The following is a 24,288-nucleotide window of genomic DNA, read 5'->3' on the forward strand; positions in this document are numbered from 1 at the left end:
CTCCACCTCCCCAAACCCCCAGCGTTTTACCCAGTATAGATTTGCTCCAAAACCCCCCACCTCCCACAAACACCCTCGATCAAATCGATCAGCAGGGCCAAAACCTCTTGGCCAAATTGCGCATGTTCAAGATTGAAGGCCAGATTGTGCACACCTGTGTGGGGCCCATGGTGTACACCTTTGAATTGCGCCTTGCGCCCCATATTAAGGTGAGCAAAATCATGGGCTTGAGCGATGATTTGGCGATGGCTTTATGCGCGAAGTCCGTGCGCATCCATGCCCCCATTTTAGGTAAAGATGTGATGGGCATTGAGATCGCGCGCGATCAAAGCGCGATCATCGCTCTTAAAGAAGTACTACAAAGCCCTAATTTTACCCAAGCCCCCTATCCTTTAGCTCTAGGCTTGGGCAAGGATGTGCGCGGGGAGGTCTTTGTGGTGGACCTAGCCACTTTGCCCCATTTGCTCATTGCAGGGAGCACGGGGAGTGGCAAGAGTGTGGGTTTGCATGCCATGTTGCTCTCCTTGCTCTATAAAAACACCCCCGCCCAAGCGCGCCTATTGCTCATCGACCCTAAGCGCGTGGAGTTTAGCGCCTATGCAGACATCCCCCACCTCATCACACCCATTCTCACAGATCCCAACCAAGCCATCAGCGCGCTCAAAAGCGCGGTACAAGAAATGGAGCGCCGTTACACCTGCATGGGCAATTTGCGCGTCAAGAATTTAGAGAGTTATAACGCCAAAAGCGTGGACAAACTGCCCTTTTTAGTGGTGGTGATTGACGAATTGGCCGATTTGATGATGGCAGGGGGCAAGGAGGTAGAAGCCCCCATTATCCGCCTCGCCCAAATGGGGCGGGCATGTGGGATTCACCTCATCATCGCCACGCAACGCCCCAGCGTAGAAGTGTTGACAGGCCTTATCAAGACGAATTTGCCCTCTAGAATCAGCTTCAAGGTGGGCTCTAAAATTGATTCGCGCATCATCTTAGATAACGATGGGGCGCAAAATCTCTTGGGCAGGGGGGATATGCTCTTTGGGCAAAATAACATGCTCCAACGCCTGCACGCTCCCTATGCTAGCGAGGCCGAGATCGAGGCGGTGATGGACTTTTTGCGCGCCCAACAAGCCGTGCGCTACGATCCTAATTTTGAGTGATCCCATAGCCCAGCCCAAAGAGCTCAAATTCTAAGCCTGTCGCCTCTAGGGCGAGCTGGGTTTGCAGGGATTGAAAGCTCCCCTGAAAATCTGCCCTCTTAGCGTCCAAATACGCCCTAGCATGCCCGTCATGGGTGTAAAGAGGTTCGCCCACAATGGGGAAGCCTAGCGCGCTCAAATGCAGGCGGATTTGGTGCGTGCGCCCGGTATGTGGGGTGATTTTAAGCCGGGTGCGCTGAGTGTGGGGGCAAAAGCCTAACATCTCTATGGTGGTTGCGCTGGGCTTGCCCTCTTGGGCGATTTGGCAGCGAATCCCTAGATCGCCTCGAATACTCTTGGGTTCTAAAATGGGCAAGATCACACTAAAATCCCCCTGTGCATAGACGCTTACATCGCCCTGCACCCACGCATGGTAGGTTTTTTTTATTTGGCGCGTGCTAAAGAGTGTTCTGAGGGCGTTTTCATAGCGCTTTTGTGTGCTCACCATCACCAACCCGCTGGTTTCATAATCTAGGCGGTGGATCAATCTAGCCTCAGGGTTGCGCGCGTGCACGCTCTCATAGAGGCTAGTACTTTGGTGGTTCTTAGGGTGGGAGTAGAGATTTTTGGGCTTGTCATAGATCTCAAAAAAGGGAGTGCTAAAAAGGGGGGTGAGAGTGGGTGGGTGGAGCGCTTTAAAGTGGAGCAGGGCGACCTGCCCTACAATGCGTTCAGATTTGCGCACACAAACCCCATTGAGATAGCGCAAACGCCCGCGATCCAACACGCTTTGGGCTTGCGCGCGCGAGCATGCCAAGACATGGCTCACAAAAGCCCACGCCTTCATCGGCGCAGGGACTTCAAAGATTTCACGCACAAAGGGCATTATAAACAGGCTTGCACAAACGCCTTAAACAAGGGATTAGGGGCGATGAGGCGGGAGGTGAATTCAGGATGGTATTGCACGCCCATGAAAAATTTGTACCCCTGCAGGGCGAGCCCCTCTATGAGTTGATCTTGGGGGCTGTGCGCCACCACTTCTAAGCCATGTTGGGCATAGGATTTCAAATACGCCTTGTTAATGGTGTAGCGGTGGCGGTGGCGCTCAAAGACCTCTAGGGTACCATAGGCTTTAGCGATCAAAGACCCCTCCTTAAGCGCGATGGGGTGTGTGCCCAAGCGCATGCTAGAACCCTTGTGGGTGATATTCTCCTGGCTTGCAAGCAAGTGCACCACCGGGTGCGCGCACTCTGGGACAAATTCACTAGAGTGCGCCCCCTGCAAGCCCAAGACCTGCCTTGCAAATTCTACCACCATCAATTGCGCCCCTAAACACACCCCTAAAAAGGGGATATGGTGCGTGCGTGCGTGCGTGATGGCGTTGATCATCCCCTCAATCCCACGCGTCCCAAAGCCCCCGGGCACTAAGATACCCTGCAAGTCTTGGAGTTTGTCTGCAATGCGCGCGCGCAAGGACGCGTCTGTTTGCCCCTCTTGTAATTCTAGCTCTTCGCTATTGATGAAGACCACCTCTACTTTGAGTTGCAAATGCGCGCCCACACAGACCAGACTCTCCAAATAGCTTTTATAGGATTCTACCAAGTGTACATACTTGCCCACAAAGCCGATTTTAAGGTGTTGCTTGGGGTGGAGAATATGCCCCACCAAATTTTCCCAAACTTGTAATTTTTGGGTGTCCGGGCGCGCCTCTAGATCAAAATGTCTAAAGATCGCCTCTAGTAAGCCCTCTTTGAGGTATTCTGAAGGGCAGGCGTAAATGCTGGGCACATCTCTAGCTTCGATCACATTTTCTACGGGCACATCGCAACTGCTAGCGATTTTCTTTTTGAGCTCCAAGCTCAATGGCTGGCTACAGCGCGCTAAAATGATATGCGCGCTCACACCCAAGCGGCGCAGTTCAATGATGGAGTGTTGGGTGGGTTTGCTTTTGAGTTCTTGGCTGGTGGGGATGAAGGGCACTAGGCTCACATGCACATTGGCAACTTGTTTGCGCCCCAAAGTGTTTTTAAGTTCTCTAATCGCCTCTAAATACACCATCCCCTCAATATCTCCCACCGTGCCCCCCACTTCTACGATTAAAAAGTCCTTGCCCTCTCCGAGCTTGAGAATGCGCTCCTTGATCTCCTCTACAATATGGGGGATCACCTGAATGGTTTTGCCTAAATACTTGCCCTCTCTCTCCTTTTCAATCACACTCAAATAGATTTGCCCGGTGGTGAAATTGTTCTCTTTAGAAAAATCCTTATTTAAGAAGCGCTCGTAATGCCCGATGTCTAAATCCGTTTCGCTCCCATCGGCGGTTACAAAGACTTCGCCATGCTCAAAGGGGCTTAGGGTGCCCGGGTCAATGTTGATATAGGGATCGATTTTGAGAATATCCACTTCAAAATGGCAGAGTTTGAGCAGGTGGGCTAGGGAGCTAGAAGCCACTCCCTTGCCCAAAGAGCTGAGCACCCCCCCGGTGATGAAGATAAATTTGGTCGCCATGCTTGTCCTTTGTGGGTTAATACAGAGTAACCACGATGTAATTGTCTTTTTGGGCAACCTTGTAATCGTAGCGCCCATCTAAAGCAATGGCGAAACGATAGAATTTATTGTGGGTGTTCAAGACAACTTGATTGACATGTTTTTTATTGATTGTGAGGGTTTCGCGCAAAGTAGGCTCTTTTCTATCAATGTCAATCACAATACGATAGGGATCGAGCAAAATAAACGAGCGTTGGATTTTAGAAGTAGTGCGCAAATAGAGCTTGTTCTCTCGAATCCAAAATTCAAAATTAGCGATTTCATAGGTGCTTGTTTCTGGTTGCAACAACGCTTTTATTTGGGAGAGTTGCAAGGGGTAGTGCCAATCGATGCGCTGGCCTATGTCTATTTCTTTGGTGTGCACGGACGCGTCTAAATCTTGGTAAGTGAGGGTGATCTTAGTGAGCACTCTAGCGGTGGTGGGCAAAGTGATTTTAAGCGTTCTGAAATAGTCTACCACCGCGTCTTCAAGCATGTCCGCATTGTTATGCGTACTCTTGCTGGCCGGCTCAAAGGGGTCTTCGCGCGCCATGAGCATGCCCAGCAACACAAATAGAATTAGGGTTTTGCAAAGCCGCATCAACGCGCGCCTATACGGGGTTCTAACTCTTTGAGCTCAAAGAGTTGTTTTTGAAGTTTGGCGTTTTCATATTGCAAATTCTGTACGCTAGCCTGTAAATTGGCCTGTTTGTCCTTGAGCGCGCCTAGCACTTCAAAGGAGCTCTCTCCAAAGAGCAACCCACCGATGTAAAGCCCCAGTAACACAAGCCCGGCAAATAAGAACAAAACATAGCGATACAAATAGGCGAGTTGGCGCAGGGTTAATAACATCCTTACACCTCAGCGGGCATGTCTAGCACATGGGTCTTATCGCCAAAACAAAGTTTTTCTTTGATCTTTGCTTCAATCTCTAAAGCCAAATCCGGATTGTCTTTGAGATTCAACCTAGAAGCCTCCTTGCCCTGCCCTAGTTTTCTATCCTGATAGCTAAACCACGCCCCGCTTTTATCCACAATGTCCAATTTCACCCCATAATCAATCAATTCGCCCGCATGGCTAATCCCCTCCCCATAGATCACATCAAATTCGGCTTCTTTAAAGGGGGGGGCTACCTTGTTCTTCACCACTTTTACCTTAACACGATTGCCAATGGATTGATCGTTTTGTTTGAGAGTGGCGATGCGCCGAATATCCAAGCGCACGCTAGCATAGAACTTTAAAGCATTGCCCCCCGTGGTGGTCTCTGGGCTTCCATAGCCCATCATGCCAATCTTCATGCGGATTTGGTTGATAAACACTAAAGTTGTGTTCATCTTGTGCAACACGCCCGTGATCTTGCGCAGGGCTTGGCTCATCAAGCGCGCCTGCAAGCCTACATGCTGATCCCCCATATCCCCCTCAATCTCAGCGCGCGGGGTGAGCGCGGCCACAGAATCCACAGCGATCACATCCACCGCCCCGCTGCGCGCTAGAGTCTCTAAAATCTCTAGGGCTTCTTCACCGGTATCTGGCTGGGAGATGAGCAAATTATCCACATCCACACCCAATTTTTTGGCATACTGCACATCTAAGGCATGTTCAGCGTCAATGAAGGCGCATGTCCCCCCCTCCCTTTGCGCTTGGGCGATGATGTGCAAGGTCAAGGTGGTTTTTCCACTCGACTCAGGCCCATAGACCTCTACAATGCGCCCTCTGGGCACGCCCCCAATGCCTAGCGCGATGTCCAACCCTAGCGAGCCTGTTGAAATGGCTTCAATGGGTTCAATTTCCTTATCTCCCCAGCGCATCAACGCCCCCTTCCCAAAGACCTTATCAATCTGCTTGATGGCTAAATCTAGGGCTTTTTGTTTTTGTTCGTCCATGCAAATCCTTTAAAGCGCGATCTTAACAAAAGAATGGCTAAAGTCAACTTAGGGGGGTTTTAAACAAAGGTTTAACTCAAAACTGCTAGAATTAGGGCAGTTTTTTGTGTTTTTGGAAGAGAAATGGATAGAGTGTTAGCCTTGCTGTGCGCGTTGTTCTTGGTGGGGTGTTTGCAACCGATGAAAGACCCCGATGCCGAAAAGGTGGATTCTCAAGTGCAATGCGGTTTTGGCTCAAGCGGTTGTTAAACATTAAAGGATGGCGTTGGGAGAGGTGATTGGTGTCAAAAAGGGGGGGGTTATTTATGATATGCAAAGCGCGCAGGAATTGGGGCTTTTACAAGAGGGGCAACCGGTAGCAGGCACGCAGGCGATTTTATTTGGGGATAATCCGGAGGCTCTAGAGATTTTGCGCCATTCTTGTGCCCATTTGATGGCGCAAGCCATCGCGCAACTCTACCCGGACGCGCAATTTTTTGTAGGTCCCGTGGTAGAAGAGGGCTTTTACTACGATTTTAAAACGAGCGTTAAAATTTCTGAGGAAGATTTAGCCCGCATTGAAGCGACCATGTTAGAGATCGCCCAGCGTGCTTACCCCATCACCAAGAGTTATTGTCATCGCCAAGAAGCCCAGCAACGCTTTAAAGACGACTCTCTTAAACAAGCTGTGATGGCTAATATCCCGGAGGATAGACTGAGTATCTACGCACAAGGAGAATTTGAGGATCTGTGTCGGGGTCCCCATTTGCCCAATACAAAGTTTCTACAACACTTCAAACTCACCAAACTTGCCGGGGCGTACTTGGGAGGGGATGCCAGTCAAGAGATGTTGCAACGCATTTATGGGATCGCCTTTGCCACTAAGCAGAGTTTGAAAGAGTATTTAACCCAACTAGAGGAAGCCAAAAAGCGCGATCACCGCAAGCTAGGTCAAGAGCTTGGACTCTTTAGATTTGATGAAGAAGTGGGGGCGGGTTTGCCCATTTGGTTGCCCAATGGCATGCGTTTGCGCAAGCGCATTGAGGATTTATTGAGCGCGGCGTTGTTGCGCAGCGGGTATGAGCCTGTGCGTGGACCGGAGATCCTTAAGAGCAGTTTGTGGAAAATCAGCGGGCATTATGACAATTACAAAGAGAACATGTACTTTACCACCATTGATGAGGTGGAGTACGGCATTAAGCCCATGAATTGTGTGGGGCATATCAAGGTCTACCAACACGCCCTGCGTTCTTATCGCGATTTACCCTTGCGTTTTTATGAATACGGGGTGGTGCACAGGCATGAGCAAAGCGGGGTTTTACATGGCTTGTTGCGCGTGCGTGAGTTCACCCAAGATGACGCGCATATCTTCTGTCGCTTTGATCAGATCAAAGCGGAGGTACAAGCCATTTTAGCCTTCACTAAGAGGGTGATGGGGGCTTTTGGCTTTGAGTATGAAATGGAGCTCTCTACAAAACCGGCTAAGTACATCGGCGGCGATGAGGTGTGGGAGCAAGCCACCAGCGCGCTCCAAGAAGCCCTAAAAGAGCAGGGCGTGCCCTTTAGCATTGATGAGGGCGGGGGGGCGTTTTATGGACCCAAGATTGACATCAAGATCACGGACGCGATCAGGCGTAAATGGCAATGTGGCACCGTGCAGGTGGATATGAATTTGCCCGCCCGTTTCAATCTGAGTTATGCGAGCGAACAGGATAGCCCGCAAATGCCCGTGATGATTCACCGGGCTATTTTGGGATCGTTTGAGCGTTTTATTGCCGTACTCACCGAGCATTACGGGGGGAATTTCCCCTTTTTCATCGCCCCCGTGCAGGCCGCGCTCGTGCCCATTTCTGTTGATCAGCACAATTATGCCCAAAGCGTTTGTGCCCAGTTGCGCCAAGCGGGCATTTTTGTAGAATTAGCCCATAAGAACGAGAGTTTAGCCAAGCGTATCCGCACCCTAGAGAAACAGAAAGTGCCCTTGATCGTAGTGGTGGGGGCTAAGGAAGCCCAAGAGAATAGCCTAGCCATTCGCGATCGCGCTTTGGGGCAACAATACACTATGAATAGCAAGGAGTTTATTAAGATGTGCCAAGAGAAAATGCAAGAGGTTAGTTTTTGAGTAAGGATGTCTTGTTGAATGACGCGATCTCCTTTAGAGAAGTGCGTTGCGTGGGCGATGGAGGCGAGCAATTTGGCATTATCAGCGCGGCTGAAGCGCTAAAGATTGCGCGCAATCAGGGCTTGGATTTGGTGCTCATTAGCGCGAGCGCAAAACCCCCCGTGTGCAAGGTGATGGATTATGGCAAGTATTGCTACCAAGCTGAAAAAAAGCTCAAAGAAGCCAAAAAGAAGCAAAAGCAAATTGAGATCAAAGAGATCAAGCTCTCCACCCAGATCGCCCAAAACGACATCAATTACAAGGTCAAGCACGCCAGAGAGTTTATAGAAGAGGGCAAGCATGTCAAGTTTAAAGTGGTCTTGCGCGGGCGTGAAAGCCACGATCCTAAAGCGGGTTTAGAGGTCTTGCAACGCGTGCATGCGATGATGAGCGATATTGCGGACGCGCAAAAAGAACCCAAGACAGAGGGGCGTTTTGTGATGTGGCTCTTTGTACCTCAAAAGAAGTAAATTTAACAGAAAGGAGAATCCATGCCCAAGATGAAAACCAATCGCGGGGCGGCTAAACGCTTTAAGGTGAAAAAAAGCCTGATCAAGCGTGGGAGCGCTTTTAAAAGCCATATTTTGACCAAAAAAAGCCCCCAAAGAAAAGCCAATCTCAATAGCCCCCATTATGTGCACCCCACCAATTTGCATGCCGTAGCGAGCATGTTGTGTAAGGCGTAGTAAATCCCCCTTGCGTGCATAGGCACAAACAGGGAAAGTTTGATCTAAATCACACCTACAAGGTAAAGGAAAATTATGAGAGTTAAAACCGGAGTGGTGCGCCGCCGCCGCCACAAAAAAGTCTTAAAATTAGCGCGCGGGTTTTACAGCGGTCGGCATAAGCATTTTAGAAAGGCTAAAGAACAGCTAGAACGCAGTTTGTGTTATGCCTTTAGGGATCGCAAGCAGAAAAAGCGCGACTTTAGAAGTCTTTGGATTATGCGCATCAACGCGGCATGCCGTCTGCACAACACCAGCTATTCTAAGTTCATGCACGCGCTCAAAAGCGCGCATATTGAGTTGGATCGCAAGGTCTTAGCGGATATGGCGATGACAGACGCGAGCGCCTTTAGCGCGTTGTTAGAACAAGTTAAACCCCACCTTTAAGCCAAAGGCGCGCCTAGCGCGCGCTAAAGATTTTGAGCAATTTCACTTTCACGCGCACAGCCAACGCCCCCCACCCCTCAGAGAGCAGGCGTTTTTTCACGACCTTAAAATAGTTCTTGAAGAATTTAGAGGGGGTGGCAAAGATGAGGGTTAGGGTGCTGTATTCATTGGAGAAGTAGGCTTGGTGGATCGTTTGTGCGACAAACTCACTCTGCTTTTTATCCCAATCTTGAAAAAAATCTGTGGCAAAAGGAGTTTGCAACAAAGTTTCTAGCCATAAACCAGATTTTGGGCTCAAGGGACAATCCCAAGGCTTAGGCACAGCATGGAAACCGCAATAATGCAAGATAATAGGGCGATCTAGACTTTCTTGGAGCGATGCTACATCGTTGGGGTGGACATATTCTAGCGCGCTATTCTCATAGTGAGCCGGGAAGACGCAATATTTAAGGGGCAATTGGGAGATCTCATTGGGCCACACAAAGGAAATTAGATCCATCTCAAGCTGGATTTGTGGATGCGCATGGATATAATCTTGTACTTTTTGTGAAAAACTGCGCGCGCGCATGTAGGCTAGATTGCACACCCAAAACCCTTCAAAGGCATGTTCGTGTCCATGGGTAAAAACAGCGTGCAAGTAGGAGTTTTGCGCGGTGTCCAAGCTGAGAAAATCCAAAGTGGGGTCGTCTAAAAATAGCACATCTACATCGGTCCAAATAATCCTATCGTATTGAGGAAATAAGTCTGCTAAAAAGTACTTAACAAGTACCATCTGAGAAAAGCGCGCCAAAAAGGCCGGAGAGAAGGGATTATGGATTTTTTCTAGATATGTTTCAATATTGATAAAATCTAGATTGACAAAATGGGCGCAGGGTTCTAAGATGTGGGCAAATTTTTTAAGATCGTCTGCAGTGAGCCCGGCATGGAAGATGTGGATTGTGTAAGTGGGGAGGGGGGGGGGCGATGCGCTCTCTGGTGCGTTGCAGGCATTTGAGTAAGGAGTAAATCGCCACCCCCCCCGGGCAGAGATACTTGTGATCAAAACCATCGCGATGGGAACATGGGGTGTGTTCAAGAAAATCCCTTAAATTCTCTATGCTACACCAAAACCCTTTAAGGCAACTTGATACAACTTATCTAGCCGCTATCAAAAACTCCACACATAGTTAAATAGATGGACACATTGCGCCGATAAGATACGCTATAACTGGTGGTCGTGCCATCATACCATGTGTAGGAATATCTCCAATTGTAGCTAGGGCTGGGTACAATGGGGATCAACACCCCCAACTCTGCGCTTTGGTGTTGTGTCCAACTCATTCTAAAGCCTAGATTGATGGGGAGTTGAAAGGTCGTGCTTCTGGTCTGCACCCCTGTGCCTTTCCAAGCCGCCTTAGAACCTAGTCCAAGCCAACTGCTGCCCATCAGTTGCAAGCCCAAAAACGCCCCTAAGAGATATTTGTTTTGAAAAGCGTAGAAGTTGTAGAGCGCGTCCGCGCCCACACCCCAAGCAAGATTAGTGGGCACTGCATAGTTGTAGCTAAACACCCCATAGTAACGCGCCCCCCATTTTTTGCGCTCCCCAAAGAATTGCTTGTAACCCCCGCGCACATCTACCCCATAGGCTTGATAACTTGCAGACTGACTCTCATTGCCATAATAAGTACCGCTCCATTTCCATTTCCATTTCCATTTCCAGCTGTAATTGGAGTACTGAAAACCTGCCCCGACATAGAAAGCATTTTGTTCGCTAAGAGAGGATTGTGTGCCTTTGGCGCTTAAAGAGGAGAGGGTTAAAAGGGCGGCAACACTAAGCCCTAGAAGTTGTTGCTTGTTGCTTGTTGCTACCATAGCAAACCTTAAAATGAGAATGCATTGCAGTACTGGGCTGGGCATGGGTGTTACTTGTTGGTTAACTCTAACACTATAGGATGAAGTGGACTCTAGAATGTAAAAAGTTTTTGGCATGGATTTGTCGCATTTGTATTTTAATCGGGAGCTTTCATGGTTGCAATTCAACACGCGTGTCTTAGACCAGGTTTGCGACACTAAGTTACCCCTTTTAGAACGCTTGAAGTTCTTAGCCATTTATGGCACGAATTTAGACGAGTTTTACATGATTCGCGTGGCCGGGCTCAAACATTTAGGTGAGGAGGAAGAATTCAAGGTAGGAGGGGATCAGATGAGCCATGACAAGCAGCTCAAACGCATCCGCCACTATCTGCGCGCCGAACAACGCATTGTCCAAGAGCAGTTTTTACACCTCAAAGAAAAACTAGGCGGTGTGGGCTTGTCCTTGATTGATGGGGTACAAGAGCTTTGCTCGACACATCAGGAGAGATTGCAAGAGTATTTTGAGAACACTCTCTACCCCCTAGTCTTGCCCATTGTACTAGACCCCGCACGCCCCTTCCCCTTTTTGAGCAATTTGAGTTTTGGGCTGGTGCTGAGTTTAAAACGCCACAAGCACACGCATAAGACCTATGGCATTATCAAAATCCCGGCCATGGTCAAGCGCTTCATAGAGGTAGAAAAGGGGGTGTTTGTGCCTGTGGAGGAGGTGGTGCGCGAATTTGCCCCCCTGCTCTTTGAAAGACACGATGTACTCACCAGCATGGTTTTTAGGGTTACTTGCGATGCGGACATGGAGATCATCGAAGATGAGGGGCATGATTTGGCCGAGCTCATCAGTGAGGGTTTGAGGACGCGCAACCGGGGCGATGTGGTGCGTTTGGAGGTGAGCGGGGCGCATGAAGACCTCTTGGACTTCATCAAGCATAAAATGCCCGGGGTAGATGTCTATAAAAGCCATATTCTCTTAAATTTGGGTTCTTTGTGGGAGTTGGTGAACGCGAAGGGCTATGGCGCGCTCAAAGCCCCGATTTTTCACCCCAAAGTGCTCCCCCCTTTGAGCGATTTAGAACACCATGCCGATATGTTCGATCTGTTAGACAAGCAGGATATTTTTCTCTTCCACCCCTATGAAAGCTTTGATCCCATCGTGCAATTTATCCAAGACGCGGCCAAAAACGAACAGGTACTCTCCATCCGCATGACTTTGTATCGTGCGGGCAAAGAATCGCCCCTTGTCAAAGCCCTGACTGAAGCCGCCCCCCATAAACAGGTGAGCGTGCTAGTAGAACTCAAGGCGCGCTTTGATGAAGAGAATAATTTGCACTGGGCTAGAGAGTTAGAGGATGCGGGCGCGCATGTCATCTATGGCGTGCCTAAGCTCAAGGTGCATGCCAAACTCGCCCTTGTGGTGCGCAAGGTGGACGATCAAATTAGAGAGTATGTGCACTTGAGTACGGGCAATTACAATATCCAATCGGCTAAAGTCTACACCGACATTAGTTTGCTCACTTCTAATAGGCAAGTCGCTTACGATGTGTTAAAACTCTTCCATTCGCTCAGTACAGGGGTGGCGGGCAAAACCCGCCTTAAAACCCTCTTTATGGCACCCAAGCAGATTCGCGATCAAATGCACGATTTGATTCAAAATGAAATGCGCTTTAAAGAAAGGGGGCGTATCATTTTAAAAGCCAACGCTTTAGTGGACCCAGATATTATCCAAGACCTCTATGACGCTTCGCGCGCGGGGGTTAAAATCGATCTGATTATCCGCGGGATTTGTTGTTTACGCCCCCAAGTGCAGGGGGTGAGTGAGAATATCCGCGTCTTCTCCATTGTGGGGAAATATTTAGAACACGCGCGCATTTACTACTTCGCTCACGATCGCGCCAAACTCTATTTTTCTAGCGCGGACATGATGATGCGCAATTTAGACAAGCGGGTAGAATTGCTCATTCCCGCCCCTTCTAAGAGCATTGGGCGCAAACTGCTCCATATTCTACACACCCAGCTTAAGGACAATGCGCAGTCCTACGCGCTAGAACCCGATGGGAGCTATAGCAAAGTGCCCTGTGAAGGGGGGTGTTTTGACGCGCAGGCCTTTTTTGAGCAAGAAGTAGAAAGAGCGCATGGCTAGATTTTATCCTCTAGCTAAAAAGCTGTTATTCTCTCTAGAACCTGAGAGCGCGCATGCCCTAGCCGCACAAGCTTTAAAACTCTTGGGCTGGTGTCCCTACTTGGTACGCCCCTACCAACACCCCATGCTAGAAAACACCATTTTAGGCATGTCCATGCCAAATCCTATCTGTCTAGCGGCCGGGTTTGATAAAGACGCCACCATGTTAGCCGGGTTAAACCAGTTGGGCTTTGGGGGGGTGGAGGTGGGTACAACCACCCCCAAACCCCAATATGGCAACCCCAAGCCGCGCTTGTTTCGATTCCCCAAGCAAGAGAGTTTGCAAAATGCGATGGGTTTCAACAATAAAGGCGTGGCACGCTTGGTGGCACGCTTAGAGCGCGTGCGTCCGCTTGCATGCATGGTGGGGGTCAATGTGGGCAAGAATAAAGAAACTCCCCTAGAACACGCCCTTCAAGATTACCAACAAGCCTTGCAAGCCAGCTTGGGCGTGGGGAATTACTATGTCTTTAATCTCTCTTCGCCCAACACGCCCAATCTTAGAGATTTGCAAAATAACGCCTTTGTGGGGGAGCTCTTTTCTATGGCGCGCGATCTCACGCACAAACCCCTTTTTTTAAAGCTCGCCCCCGATCTGCCCAGCGATGCGCTCTTAAAAGTGTGCGCGAGCGCGCTTGAGCACGGCGCGCATGGCATTATCGCCACCAACACCACTCTAGATTACGCGCTCTTGCCCGGGGCAAAGCCCTTTGGGGGGATTAGCGGGCAGGTTTTAAAAACTAAGAGTAGGGAAGTGTTTAAGCAAATTGCGCAAGCGTTTTTTGGGAAAGCGGTCTTGGTGTCCGTGGGGGGGATTGATAGCGCGCAAGAAGCCTATGAACGCATTAAGATGGGGGCGCATTTTGTGCAGATTTTCACAAGTTTTGTCTATCAAGGCCCTTTGATCTGTAGACAAATCAATCAAGATATAGTAAAATTATTGCAAAAAGACGCGCTGAAATCTATTCAAGATGCCGTTGGGATTGGGTGATGATGGGATTGACATTTTTAACACGGGCTTTACAAATTCTGATCTTAAGTTCACTAGGAGTTGCCATGCTAAGTGGAGCAGAAAAGAAAGGGTGTGCGTCCTGTGTACCCTTGCCTAAGTATTACAGCACAATTTTAGACAATGGTCTGCAGGTGGTCGCCGTGCCCTTGGACAATAAAAGCGGGGTGATTGAGGTAGATGTACTCTACAAAGTGGGCTCGCGCAATGAAATGATGGGCAAGAGTGGGATCGCCCACATGCTCGAACACATGAATTTTAAGAGTACTAAACATCTCAAAGAGGGCGAGTTTGACGCGATTGTGAAGAGCTTTGGGGGGGTGAGCAACGCCTCCACTAGCTTTGATTACACCCGCTACTACATCAAGGCGAGCAACACGCATTTAGATAAATCTTTAGAGCTTTTTGCTGAAATGATGGGCTCTTTGCAGCTTAAAGAAAGTGAATTCATGTCTGAGCGCCAAGTGGTGGCTGAAGAGCGTTTGTGGCGCACGGACAATTCGCCTCTAGGCTATCTCTACTTCCGCTTTTTTAACACCGCCTTTGTTTACCACCCCTACCACTGGACTCCCATTGGTTTTATGGAGGACATCAAAAACTGGAAACTCAAGGACATTAGAGATTTCCACTCTTTGTACTACCAACCCAAGAATGCGATCGTGCTTGTGGTGGGGGATTTAGACCCCAAACAGGTCTTTGAACAGGCTAAAAAGCACTTTGGGGCGATCAAAAACACCACAACCCAGCCCATTCCAGGCGTGTACATGCAAGAACCCTTGCAAAATGGGTTGCGCCAAACCGTGATTCACAAGCAGGATTTGTCCCTAGAATGGTTGGCCATCGGCTACAAAGTACCCCCTTTCTTGCATAAGGATCAAGTCGCGCTCAACGCGCTAGCCAAATTGCTCACGCAAGGGGATAGCAGTTTGCTCAAAAAAGATTTGGTGGATCAAAAACGCCTAGCCTCTCAGGTGTTTGCGCAAAATATGGAGCTCAAGGACGCTAGCGTGTTCTTGTTCATCGCGGGGGCAAACCAAAATGTAGAAGCCATCAAGCTCAAGCAGGAGATTTTGAATATTTTAGATCAGATCAAGCATGGCGGGATCACCCAACAGCAATTAGACAAAGTCAAGGTAAACCACCGCGCAGATTTCATCGCCAGTTTGGAGGATTCTTCAGATGTGGCAGAGATTTTTGCCGAATACCTCACACAGGGGGATATTAAGGACATTGCAGAATACCAGGCGGAGTTTGATGCCCTACAGGTCAAGGACATCGTGCGTGTGGCCAACGAATACTTTCGCGATGAAGTTTATAGCAGCGTTGTGTTAAAACCTTAAAAGAGATGCCATGCATGCATTGAGCGCGTTGATCACCCCCTTTAAGGCGGATCGCACCGTTGATGAGGCCACTTATGCCACTCTGCTTGAGCGCCAAATCCGGCATGGCATGGACGCGTGTGTGCCGGTGGGCACAACGGGCGAATCGGCAACTCTGACCCACCAAGAGCACATGCGCTGTATTGAGATCGCCATTGGAGTGTGCAAACCCAAGGGGATCAAGGTCTTAGCAGGGGTGGGGAGCAACGCCACTAGCGAGTCGATCATGCTGGCTACCTTTGCCCAAAGGGTAGGCGCAGATGGGATTTTATGCGTGAGCCCCTACTACAACCGCCCCACCCAGCAGGGGCTTTTTGAGCACTATAAAAGCATCGCCAATTCTGTAGAGATCCCTCTAATTCTCTACGATGTGCCCAGCCGTACAGGGGTACAAATCGCCACGCAAACCGCAACTAGGCTTTTTAAAGAGGTTAAAAATGTCGTGGGCATTAAAGAAGCCTCAGGGATGATGCAAAGATTGCCCGATCTGGATCGCTTTGCTGAGGGGATTTTGATCTATAGCGGGGAGGACAAACTCAACCATGCCATCATGGCTTGTGGGGGGGTGGGGGTGATTTCTGTTACCGGGAATTTGCTGCCCAATAAGATTTCTGCGTTGGTACAAGCCGCCCTCAAGGGGGATTTAACCACTTCGCGTGCGATTCAAACAGAGCTTTACGACATCAATACGGCTCTCTTTTGTGAGACTAACCCCATTCCTATTAAAGCAGCCATGCACATAACAGGCTTGCTCCCTCACTTGGTCTATCGCCTTCCCCTAGTGTCCCCTAGTTTGGAGAATCTGCGCTATTTAGAAACCATCTTAGAGAAATACGAGGTATTGGCATGAATGCAGCACACACCCCACAGAGTATGCAGGGCAAAACCCTAGTGGTGAGCGGGGCAACACGCGGGATTGGTAAGGCGATTGCCTATAGATTTGCCCAAAATGGGGTCAATGTGGCGTTCACTTACCATAAGAACGAAGAAGAAGCCCATAGGATTGTTCAAGAAATGCAAGATCGCTACAAGGTCAGGGCGCACGCTTATCGCTTGGATATTTTAGAACCCGAACAATATGTAGAGCTGTTCAAGCAAATTGATGCGGATTTTGATCGCATCGATTGTTTTGTGTCCAACGCGATCATTTATGGGCGTTCTGTGGTGGGAGGGTTTGCCCCCTTTATGCGCCTCAAGCCTAAGGGTTTGAATAATATCTACACCGCCACGGTGTTAGCCTTTGTAGTGGGGGCCCAAGAGGCGGCTAAACGCATGAAGATGGTCGGAGGGGGGGCGATCGTTTCTTTGAGTTCTACGGGCAATTTGGTGTATATGCCCAACTACGCCGGGCATGGCAATTCTAAAAACGCAGTAGAAACCATGGTCAAATACGCCGCGATGGATTTGGGCGAATTTGGGATTCGTGTGAATGCGGTGAGTGGGGGGCCTATTGACACGGACGCGCTCAAAGCCTTCCCGGATTATGCGCAGGTGAAGCAAAAAGTAGAAGAACAATCCCCCCTAAAGCGCATGGGCAACCCGGCAGATTTGGCCGGTGCGGTGTATTTTCTGTGCGACCCAGCCCAAAGCGCGTGGCTAACCGGGCAGACCATTGTCGTAGATGGGGGCACGACCTTTAAATAGGGGTTGATCCTTGTATGACCATTTTTATAGAGAATAGCCCACAATTACAAAGCGCTAGGAAGTATATCCTTTGTGCGATGGCGTTGTGGCTTGTGCTGGCTTTAATCACTCCTATTAGCGCGCCCTCTTGGTTCGCGCACGCGCCTAAGAACCTCAGCGCGTCTTTGAAGTCGCCTTGGATGGGGTTTTATTTGTGCTTGTGGTTGCTGATGGTTCTAACCCAAGCGGTGGGCTATTATAAACTAGCAAAAGTGGGGCGCAATCTCTTGCTTTTTAGATGCGTCGTTCTCCCCCACATTGCGCACGCGCTTTTATCCTTATGCGGACTATTGGTATTCAAAAACCCTGCGGATATGTTGCAACTCAAGATTTTAACCCTTGATCTTTATGTCTATTTCAAGATTTTAACCCTTGCCCTTTATGCGTATTATAGTTATCGTTTGTGCGTGGAACTCACGCGGGTAACCCAAAATCCCCTATTTAAACGCGGGATGTTGACCATTGGACTTTGCTTTGCGTTTATTCTCTTTGTGGGGCTAGCATTTGCTAATGTGTCTGTGCCTATGTATGTTATCTTTGTGATGGGTTGGCTATGGGCAGTGGTAATGTTAGTGGGGTGGGGCATGATTGCGGCGGGTTTTGTGCAACTTAAACAAATTAGCTACCCCTAAGGGGCGCTTGTGCTGACAAAATGCATGCGCCATATCCCCAATATCCTCACTATCCTGCGCATTTTTCTAGCGATCTTTTTGCTCTTTTTTATTTTGCATGGAGATAGTCTCTTCAAAATCTCTAAATTGCACACCAATTATCTAGAATCCTTGATCTTTTTGGGCGCAGCGCTCACGGATTTTTTAGACGGCTATATCGCTAGAAACTACCACTTGAAAACCCTATTTGGCGAAATCTTTGACCCTTTAGCGGATAAAATTCTCATCTTGGCCGCTTTCTTGGGCTTGCTCTATTTGGATCGCATCAACCCGTGGATCCCCTTTGTGATCTTAGGGCGGGAGTTTTTCATCGCGGGGCTGAGAATCTCAGTCTCTAACATGGGCAAGAGTATTGCGGTGAGTCGTTTGGGCAAGTATAAAACCTTTTTGCAAATCATTGCCATTAGCTCTCTTTTGGCGGACCTGCACTTAGGCAGTGTTGTCGTGGGGCATTATTTAGTCGCCCTCGCCCTCTTTGCCACTTTGTATTCAGGCATGGATTATGTGATCAAATACTACCGCCTCGTGCGCGCTTTGGAGATTTAATGGGATGGCTGGCTTCTATTGTGGCTTTGGGGTTTTTGATCTTCTTTCACGAATTGGGGCATTTCTTGTGCGCGCGTGCGTGCGGGGTGGGGGTAGAAGTCTTTAGTATCGGCTTTGGGCGCAAACTTTGGGCTAAACGCGTGGGCAACACCCAATACGCCCTCTCTATTATCCCCCTAGGAGGCTATGTCAAACTCCAAGAAGACCCCATAGAGCACCCAAGCAGCTACCCCAACCAACCCCTTTTAAAAGTTGCTGATCTTGAGCATGGGGCCCCTCTTTAATCTCCTGCTCGCCTTTATGATTTATTTGGGGGTGGGTTTAGTCGGGCATGCCAGTTTGGCCCCTGTGGTGGGCGCGCTCACCCCTGATATGCCTGCTAGTCAAAGCGGGGTTAAAATAGGGGATCGCATTGTCGCTGTAGATGGCACAGCCATTAGAGATTGGCAAGAACTTTTCAACGCCATTCAGCGCACACAGGGGGCTATTACCCTGCAAATTAAGCGCGATCATCTCCTCAATATCACCCTCACCCCCGCGCTTAAAACCACGCAAAACGCCTTTAAAGAGAGGGTGCAAACTAAACTAATTGGCATTGCCCCATCTAAGGAACAAGTATGGGTGCGCTACGGATTTTTAGAATCTACTCAGCGCGCCTTTAGCCAGCTTACAGACATGTGCACACTGATTTTTAAGGGGATTGAAAAGCTCTTTGTCGGTGTGGTGAGCGTGTCTGAAATTAGCTCGGTGGTGGGGATTGTGGACTTTATGGCGCACCAACAAAACCTAGCCTTGCTGCTGAGTGTCGCCTTTATTTCTATCAATTTGGGGGTGTTAAACCTCCTGCCCATCCCGGTTTTAGACGGGGGGCAGATGGTTATTGTACTCTATGAGAGCTTGACAAGGCGCAAGCTCAAAAGCGCTCATTTAGAAAAACTCAATCTCTTAGGGCTGGCTTTACTCATCGCCTTGATGGCTCTAGGGCTCTTTAATGACGCGCGCCGCTTGGTGGGCTAGCTGTATCAAATCCCTACATTTGGCGCGTCTGAAATACTCTTGAAGTTTTCTTTAAGCCTAACGTTAAACTATGGTGCTATAATTCCCGCATTTTTACACTAAAGGAGTATTTATGGCATCGCTATATGATCGCAACACCTCTAACACGCAGTTTAACCCCGGCATGGAAGCTTCTGCCCAGCTCAGTGATACGGCACTTGTCAATTTTGTCAAAACCACTTATAAGTTTTTTGCGGCCAGCTTGCTCTTAGCCACCATTGGCGCGTTAGTAGGCTTGATGAACTTCCAAGTGGTGAATCAATACCGGTGGGCGTTTATCATCGCTGAATTTGCCGCCCTCTTTGGCCTGATGTTCACTAGAAGCATGCCCACGCTGAATTTGGTCATGCTCTTTGCGTTTACTTTCCTCTCTGGTATCACTTTGGTGCCCTTGCTGGGGTTTGTGATCGCTAGGGCAGGGGCGAGCGCGATTTGGCAGGCACTAGGTATGACTACAATTGTCTTTGGGGTGATGAGTGTGTACGCCATCAAAACCAAGAGCGATCTAGCTAACATGGGTAAGATGCTTTTCATTGCGCTAATCGTAGTGCTGGTGGCTTCTTTGATCAATCTCTATTTGGGATCGCCCATGATGCAAGTAGCAATCGCGGGTGTGAGTGTGATTCTCTTTAGCCTGTTCATTGCTTATGACACCCAAAATATCATACGCGGTCTCTATGCAACTCCCATTGAAGCCGCTGTCGCGCTTTATTTGGACTTTTTCAATGTCTTTGTCTCCTTGCTCCAAATTATGGGGATCATGGGAGGCCGCAACGACTAAGGGCGTTGAGCGGCTTTTAGACGCTAATCTCAACCGCTTTAAGGAGGGGGTGCGGGTGGTGGAGGACATCGCCCGTTACCTTTACAACCATCCCACTCTGGCCCTACAACTCAAGACAATCCGTCATGACGCTACGGATATTTTCACTAAGCACATGCCCGATGTGATCGCCCTGTATGCCCATAGGGACAGCGCGCACGATGTGTTGCAGACAAGCGACACTCTGCCTACCGCTCCCTTAAGCCTCTTGGACATGCTGCAAGCCAATTTCAAACGCGCCCAAGAGAGTGCGCGCGTGTTGGAGGAAGGCTTCAAGATGCTAGGGATCAAACAAGCCGCCCTTAGCTTTAAGGCTCTACGTTACGCGCTCTATAGCTTGGAAAAAGAGAGTGTCTTTATAGGCCAAACAAGCGCGCAAACGCAATATAAACATCTACATTGCTAAAGGCGTTGTCAATCATAAAATGCGTGGTGTCTGCGCGCATGTCCACGCTTTGCTTGGATAGAGGGTCTTGAACGCCTAGCTTGATGATATTGCGCTTAAACTGGAATCGCACTCCCATGTTCAGCAACGCACTGAAAGTGTGCGCAGTGTCTAGGGGCGCGTTCTTGACATTTAGAAAATAATGATCTCCAGCACCATACACGCCTACAAAGACTCCCCAAAATAACCCATTTTGCGCCCGCGGTACGAGTAGATCCCAAATTACATCGCCCCCCACTGCCCATCTAAAGCTGTGTAAAGATTGGAACACGGGGGATTGTTTAAATAGCGCGCTATTGACATAGCCGTATCCCACGCTCACTTGTACATCAAAGCCAAGATGACGGCCAAGGAAGTACTGAAACCCCGCGCCCACATTGGCGTTCCAATCGATATTTTTAAACGCCCCCATGCTATTGATGGCACGGCTTAAAGGTACAGCACTGGGTACAACGCTCCCAGATGTGCGGATACTCCCCAAAGCGCTAATATCATTGCCCGCTGTGGTGATCTGCGGGGCTAAGTTGTTGTAGGGGAAACCTAAGCTTGGAGGAGTGGGTAAGGGCGTGATCACAGGGGCAGAGGGGGCGTGGAAATATTGGTTGGCCGTGGGGATACTTTGTTCGTAATTGGTTTGGGTCATGCCCATAATACTTGAGAAGTTGTCATAGGTGCCTGCCAATTGGTTGGCCGCTGCAGATACAGTGCCAGGGAACACACCCGGGGTACTCAAAATTTTGTCAATTTCTCGAGCCTCTTCAAAGAACCATGCGTAGTTTTTAACTAGCTGTTCTATAGAAAAATTGAGGATATTAGGGTCCACGCTACTAAAACAAGTAGTCATGTTAGCTGTAGTGGGTGAGCACGTACCCGTAATACCTGCTCTATAGGCACTATAATACTGGTCGAGAGAGATGATGGAATTGGTATTGGGGTTTTTGGCAATCCCTAAAATGTCTTGCAAAATGCTATCAGACAATTGGGTGATTTCTTCCACTCCCTTTATGGGACTGGAGGCAACCCCATTGCATGATGCCCCTCCAATGCACATGCTCATGGTCTGCGTGAGCTTGTCTCTAAGGGCTGTGAACTCCTGCTTTTTTTGTTGGTAAGCGCTGTAAGCGTTGTCATAGGCTTTTTGATCCGCGCTGTTTTTAGACTCGATGGCATTCTTTAGGTCCTCAAAGGCCTTTTGGGCTTGGGTGAGTTTAGTGTCGTAATTACTGACTTCGCTAATAATGGAAGCCCCATAACCCTGCAATGCATGCAAGATATTTTGATAGTCTTGTAAAATCGTCTGATCGTGCGCGGCACTGGGAGCACTAGGATTGGCATTCAGAATGCTTTTGAGTTGCCCGATTTCTGTTTGAATCTGCGCTTCTAGGCTTTTGATTTGGGCTTGCTGGACTCCTGAGATGTCTAGAGGGGAGAGTTGCAAAATATCCTTGGTAGACCCCACTTGCGCTGCGCTAGTATTGAGATTTTGGAGCGTACTGACAAGTTCTTTGAGATGATTGTTGAGATTGGCTTGTAAAGAAGCGGTATTGATAGGTTTGGGAGGTGGCGTGGCGTTGGGACCATAGGTGGCAACACTCGTACTTTGCGCCCCCACACTGCCCTCCACAAAAAAACCATCGCGGATATCGCCCCCATACCCTAACAAAGAACTCAAGGACACACAAACAGAGACCAAGCCCCCTTTTAAGAATCTAAATGGCATGGGACACCTCTCTATAGTGTAATCGCCCCTCAAAACCTATTGATTCTAACACATTATCCTCACAGGTTAGGCAAATATAAACGTCATATGTAAACAAAGCTCGTTATAATAGGAGGTTTTTTAGTATTTTGTTCCTAAATTTATTAAAATATTAAGTTTTTTTAGATAGAGTGCGCTTACCTGATTTTTTCAGGAAATTTTTGGTTAAAGGAGACACAATGTCAGGACATGAAGAATGTTGCCATGAACACGAAGGGCATGCAGAACACGGGGTACACCATCACCACCACCACCATCATCACTACCACGGTGGCACACACCACCACCACCATCATCATCACGGTGGAGAACATCATCATCACCATGAACACGGAGACAACTGCGCGAGCTAGTTGCCACATGCCCCCTCTTGCGGGGCTTCTTTAAACTCGAACGCGTATTTCTCAAGGATCGCGTTTTTATCTTTCTTCCTTTTATCTTTTTTTGTAACGCTTAGGCTCGCGGTACTGCCCCCTAGTGTTACTTGGTATACGCATCAAGCCACCACGGCTGTTTAGGCGAGAAGTCAGAAGCCCTATATATCTCCTTGTCTAAAGGCTTACAACGCTTGGATTTGTAACAGCGAGTCTGGAACTTCTCCAACAAGGTAGGCGTGATTTGCTTCATCAAGATCGCGCCCCCATCTCTTTGGCGGCTGTAATAGAGATTAGAACCTGCTTTGCGGATTGCAACAGGCTTGATTTTGGCCATGTCCTTAAGAAAGCGGGCATCCACGCATTCAGAAATCCCATCAGAATTTATCGTCTCATACATTTCATCGTAGCGGTATTGCTCTAAAAAGAAACGCCCCTTTTGCATCGAGAATACAAAACGCTTATAGGTTACATTGGGGAAAAGCCCCTGTTCCATGTCTTTTGCCTTGCAATCTTGCTGGCGCAAGGTAAAAATAAGACTCTGGTTTTTAAAAGACACTTGGGCGCTGGAGAACACAAAAGAATAGGGCAACTCATCTTCAAGTTGCAAACAAGAACCTTGGTGCCATACTAAGTCTTTGAGCATGCCAAAGCACACGGTTTTAATCCCATTGCTAGCACCAGTGGCAATGGCTAATCCCCACATCACAAACACACGCATGCGCGGCTTTTTTATCTCAAATATTTGGGTATTGTAATTATGCCACCACTCACGAACATCCCCCACAGAGTCCGCTTCAAAGCGGTAGGCATCACACCAGCACCAGGTTGGATCAAACTCATACCCCTTTCTACACCCGCAATCTTTGCGCCTCCTGCTATCCAAGACATGTATAAACTCCTGTGTCTGTTGCAAGAGCGCGCGCTGGAACAGCGCCATATTTGAGCCATCACAAAGACCCACCCACACGCACAGAAATACAAGAAACTTTGCCATTCAATCACCTATCTTGACAATACCCCTTCTTAACGCAACGATCTAGCAAATCATCTATGATATCGCGATCCATTTTATCCATAAAAATTTGTTTGCCATCTCTTTTTTGGCGATAAATGGGGTCCATAGGGTAGTCTTCTTCTTCGTCGTCCAGTTGCCCATTGATGGCTTTTAAGAGGTAGCGATCCCCATGTGGCTTAAAACTCAAAGTGGCTTCGTAAGTGGATACATTGCGCGCACACTCATAGGAGTCCTCTCTGATGTGCAAGAGAAACGCACTCTTTTTAAACTCCATGCGAATTTCAGAGAAAGGAGCGTCTGCATTTAACATCAAACAAGAGCCCTTGTACCATTTAGTGCCTTTAGCAAATCCAAAACACATAAAACTCAATTCAAGTCCAGCCGTAGTACCGCGATCGCCATTATTGTAGATAATATTCCCGGGCCGATAACCACGCACCACAGCCCCGCAATAAGTGATCCCCCCCACCACGGCTTTATGATTCTCAAGCACGAATTGCGGACCATATGTACTCTGATCGCCATCACCATTAAGACCATGATTTTTGTCCGCAAAATCCCTTGCTTGGTTAAGCACATAGTCCCAATGGTAGTGTGGATTGGGATCACAACCCACCCCCCACGCCAAATTAGCTAGAAAGCACAAAAGCCCTAAAAATAATTTGATTTGTCCCATTTACCACCTCAACCCCTCCTATTTA

At 48.6% G+C, this 24,288-nt stretch carries 27 protein-coding genes and 1 pseudogene; 17 read left to right on the forward strand and 11 right to left on the reverse strand.

The genetic code is table 11. The features are described 5' to 3' along the window. A partial coding sequence (locus EAO38_RS05420) for a DNA translocase FtsK (protein WP_162982691.1) occupies positions 1 to 1,160 on the forward strand: 1,160 nt, incomplete at its 5' end. On the opposite strand, the gene EAO38_RS05425 is transcribed toward EAO38_RS05420, so the two are convergent. From EAO38_RS05425 to recA, 5 genes are read right to left on the reverse strand one after another with little or no spacing between them, the layout of a single operon-like run. Further along, the gene (locus tag EAO38_RS05425; protein WP_121021858.1) at positions 1,147 to 2,025 is read right to left on the reverse strand and encodes a pseudouridine synthase family protein; all 879 of its coding nucleotides are present in this window, start codon (positions 2,023 to 2,025) and stop codon (positions 1,147 to 1,149) included. The two genes, EAO38_RS05420 and EAO38_RS05425, sit on opposite strands and share 14 nt — an antisense overlap. Further along, positions 2,025 to 3,647 carry a CTP synthase gene (locus EAO38_RS05430; RefSeq protein ID WP_121021860.1) on the reverse strand — a complete coding sequence of 541 codons (1,623 nt, stop codon included), beginning with the start codon at positions 3,645 to 3,647 and terminating at the stop codon, positions 2,025 to 2,027. Before EAO38_RS05430 ends, EAO38_RS05425 begins: the two co-directional genes overlap by 1 nt. A gap of 16 nt (positions 3,648 to 3,663) precedes the next feature. Continuing rightward, positions 3,664 to 4,266: an AMIN domain-containing protein gene (locus EAO38_RS05435; RefSeq protein WP_121021862.1), complete on the reverse strand. Its 603-nt coding sequence runs from the start codon at positions 4,264 to 4,266 to the stop codon at positions 3,664 to 3,666. After that, the gene (locus EAO38_RS05440) at positions 4,266 to 4,517 is read right to left on the reverse strand and encodes a hypothetical protein (RefSeq protein WP_121021864.1); all 252 of its coding nucleotides are present in this window, start codon (positions 4,515 to 4,517) and stop codon (positions 4,266 to 4,268) included. The genes EAO38_RS05435 and EAO38_RS05440 overlap by 1 nt, the downstream gene beginning before the upstream one ends. A 2-nt stretch (positions 4,518 to 4,519) precedes the next feature. Beyond that, complete coding sequence (gene recA, locus EAO38_RS05445; RefSeq protein ID WP_121021866.1) at positions 4,520 to 5,554, reverse strand: recombinase RecA; 1,035 nt, start codon at positions 5,552 to 5,554, stop codon at positions 4,520 to 4,522. A 117-nt stretch (positions 5,555 to 5,671) separates the two neighbouring features. Here recA and EAO38_RS09355 point away from each other — a divergent pair, with 117 nt between their 5' ends. From EAO38_RS09355 to rplT, 5 genes and pseudogenes are all read left to right on the forward strand, one after another. Then, positions 5,672 to 5,797, forward strand: a complete 126-nt coding sequence (locus EAO38_RS09355) for a hypothetical protein (RefSeq protein ID WP_267892694.1) — start codon at positions 5,672 to 5,674, stop codon at positions 5,795 to 5,797. A 10-nt stretch (positions 5,798 to 5,807) separates the two neighbouring features. Continuing rightward, on the forward strand, positions 5,808 to 7,649 hold the full coding sequence (gene thrS / locus EAO38_RS05450) for a threonine--tRNA ligase (protein WP_162982692.1): 1,842 nt from the start codon (positions 5,808 to 5,810) through the stop codon (positions 7,647 to 7,649). Between the two features lie 11 nt (positions 7,650 to 7,660). After that, a pseudogene (gene infC / locus EAO38_RS05455) lies at positions 7,661 to 8,155 on the forward strand (translation initiation factor IF-3); the annotation flags it as partial. A gap of 24 nt (positions 8,156 to 8,179) precedes the next feature. Further along, complete coding sequence (gene rpmI / locus EAO38_RS05460) at positions 8,180 to 8,374, forward strand: 50S ribosomal protein L35 (protein WP_104686401.1); 195 nt, start codon at positions 8,180 to 8,182, stop codon at positions 8,372 to 8,374. Between the two features lie 75 nt (positions 8,375 to 8,449). After that, positions 8,450 to 8,800, forward strand: coding sequence for a 50S ribosomal protein L20 (gene rplT / locus EAO38_RS05465; RefSeq protein WP_121021870.1), 351 nt, complete (start codon positions 8,450 to 8,452; stop codon positions 8,798 to 8,800). Positions 8,801 to 8,813: 13 nt separating this feature from the next. Here the strand turns inward: rplT and EAO38_RS05470 are convergent, their stop codons facing one another. Together EAO38_RS05470 and EAO38_RS05475 are read right to left on the reverse strand one after the other, a co-directional pair. Next, positions 8,814 to 9,875, reverse strand: a complete 1,062-nt coding sequence (locus EAO38_RS05470; protein ID WP_121021872.1) for a glycosyltransferase — start codon at positions 9,873 to 9,875, stop codon at positions 8,814 to 8,816. 62 nt (positions 9,876 to 9,937) lie between these two features. Next, a complete protein-coding gene (locus EAO38_RS05475; protein WP_162982693.1) occupies positions 9,938 to 10,651 on the reverse strand; it encodes an outer membrane beta-barrel protein in 714 nt (237 codons plus the stop codon). A 115-nt stretch (positions 10,652 to 10,766) separates the two neighbouring features. Here EAO38_RS05475 and ppk1 point away from each other — a divergent pair, with 115 nt between their 5' ends. The 11 genes from ppk1 to EAO38_RS05525 all read left to right on the forward strand — a co-directional run bounded on the left by ppk1 (position 10,767) and on the right by EAO38_RS05525 (position 20,397). Beyond that, complete coding sequence (gene ppk1 / locus EAO38_RS05480) at positions 10,767 to 12,788, forward strand: polyphosphate kinase 1 (RefSeq protein ID WP_121021877.1); 2,022 nt, start codon at positions 10,767 to 10,769, stop codon at positions 12,786 to 12,788. Then, positions 12,781 to 13,818: a dihydroorotate dehydrogenase (quinone) gene (pyrD, locus tag EAO38_RS05485; protein WP_121021879.1), complete on the forward strand. Its 1,038-nt coding sequence runs from the start codon at positions 12,781 to 12,783 to the stop codon at positions 13,816 to 13,818. Before ppk1 ends, pyrD begins: the two co-directional genes overlap by 8 nt. Positions 13,819 to 13,883: 65 nt before the next feature. Next, positions 13,884 to 15,176, forward strand: coding sequence for a M16 family metallopeptidase (locus EAO38_RS05490; protein ID WP_205588355.1), 1,293 nt, complete (start codon positions 13,884 to 13,886; stop codon positions 15,174 to 15,176). Between the two features lie 10 nt (positions 15,177 to 15,186). Further along, positions 15,187 to 16,065 carry a 4-hydroxy-tetrahydrodipicolinate synthase gene (gene dapA / locus EAO38_RS05495; protein WP_121021883.1) on the forward strand — a complete coding sequence of 293 codons (879 nt, stop codon included), beginning with the start codon at positions 15,187 to 15,189 and terminating at the stop codon, positions 16,063 to 16,065. A gap of 23 nt (positions 16,066 to 16,088) precedes the next feature. Then, a complete protein-coding gene (locus EAO38_RS05500; protein WP_121021946.1) occupies positions 16,089 to 16,859 on the forward strand; it encodes an enoyl-ACP reductase in 771 nt (256 codons plus the stop codon). 14 nt (positions 16,860 to 16,873) lie between these two features. Continuing rightward, positions 16,874 to 17,530: a phosphatidylglycerophosphate synthase gene (locus EAO38_RS05505; protein ID WP_121021885.1), complete on the forward strand. Its 657-nt coding sequence runs from the start codon at positions 16,874 to 16,876 to the stop codon at positions 17,528 to 17,530. Positions 17,531 to 17,554: 24 nt separating this feature from the next. Further along, on the forward strand, positions 17,555 to 18,115 hold the full coding sequence (pgsA, locus tag EAO38_RS05510; protein ID WP_104751816.1) for a CDP-diacylglycerol--glycerol-3-phosphate 3-phosphatidyltransferase: 561 nt from the start codon (positions 17,555 to 17,557) through the stop codon (positions 18,113 to 18,115). Beyond that, the gene (locus tag EAO38_RS09360; RefSeq protein ID WP_268877820.1) at positions 18,115 to 18,399 is read left to right on the forward strand and encodes a site-2 protease family protein; all 285 of its coding nucleotides are present in this window, start codon (positions 18,115 to 18,117) and stop codon (positions 18,397 to 18,399) included. Before pgsA ends, EAO38_RS09360 begins: the two co-directional genes overlap by 1 nt. After that, entirely contained in the window at positions 18,383 to 19,132 is a 750-nt protein-coding gene (rseP, locus tag EAO38_RS05515) for an RIP metalloprotease RseP (protein ID WP_268877821.1), read from the forward strand. The genes EAO38_RS09360 and rseP overlap by 17 nt, the downstream gene beginning before the upstream one ends. A 112-nt stretch (positions 19,133 to 19,244) precedes the next feature. After that, the gene (locus EAO38_RS05520; protein ID WP_407927423.1) at positions 19,245 to 19,952 is read left to right on the forward strand and encodes a Bax inhibitor-1/YccA family protein; all 708 of its coding nucleotides are present in this window, start codon (positions 19,245 to 19,247) and stop codon (positions 19,950 to 19,952) included. Beyond that, complete coding sequence (locus EAO38_RS05525; protein ID WP_162982694.1) at positions 19,897 to 20,397, forward strand: thiamine-phosphate pyrophosphorylase; 501 nt, start codon at positions 19,897 to 19,899, stop codon at positions 20,395 to 20,397. The genes EAO38_RS05520 and EAO38_RS05525 overlap by 56 nt, the downstream gene beginning before the upstream one ends. On the opposite strand, the gene EAO38_RS05530 is transcribed toward EAO38_RS05525, so the two are convergent. The 4 genes from EAO38_RS05530 to EAO38_RS05545 all read right to left on the reverse strand — a co-directional run bounded on the left by EAO38_RS05530 (position 20,348) and on the right by EAO38_RS05545 (position 24,263). Beyond that, positions 20,348 to 22,156, reverse strand: coding sequence for an outer membrane beta-barrel protein (locus EAO38_RS05530; RefSeq protein WP_121021887.1), 1,809 nt, complete (start codon positions 22,154 to 22,156; stop codon positions 20,348 to 20,350). The two genes, EAO38_RS05525 and EAO38_RS05530, sit on opposite strands and share 50 nt — an antisense overlap. Before the next feature lie 221 nt (positions 22,157 to 22,377). Further along, on the reverse strand, positions 22,378 to 22,557 hold the full coding sequence (locus tag EAO38_RS09000) for a hypothetical protein (protein WP_205588356.1): 180 nt from the start codon (positions 22,555 to 22,557) through the stop codon (positions 22,378 to 22,380). Positions 22,558 to 22,675: 118 nt separating this feature from the next. After that, positions 22,676 to 23,566 (reverse strand): hypothetical protein, encoded by an 891-nt coding sequence (locus EAO38_RS05540; RefSeq protein WP_162982695.1) that lies wholly within the window; start codon positions 23,564 to 23,566, stop codon positions 22,676 to 22,678. Between the two features lie 4 nt (positions 23,567 to 23,570). Further along, positions 23,571 to 24,263, reverse strand: a complete 693-nt coding sequence (locus tag EAO38_RS05545; protein WP_121021891.1) for a hypothetical protein — start codon at positions 24,261 to 24,263, stop codon at positions 23,571 to 23,573. Positions 24,264 to 24,288 lie beyond the last annotated feature (25 nt).

It is taken from the genome of Helicobacter vulpis, assembly GCF_003660395.1.
In the GTDB taxonomy this organism is placed as follows: Bacteria; Campylobacterota; Campylobacteria; order Campylobacterales; family Helicobacteraceae; genus Helicobacter; species Helicobacter vulpis.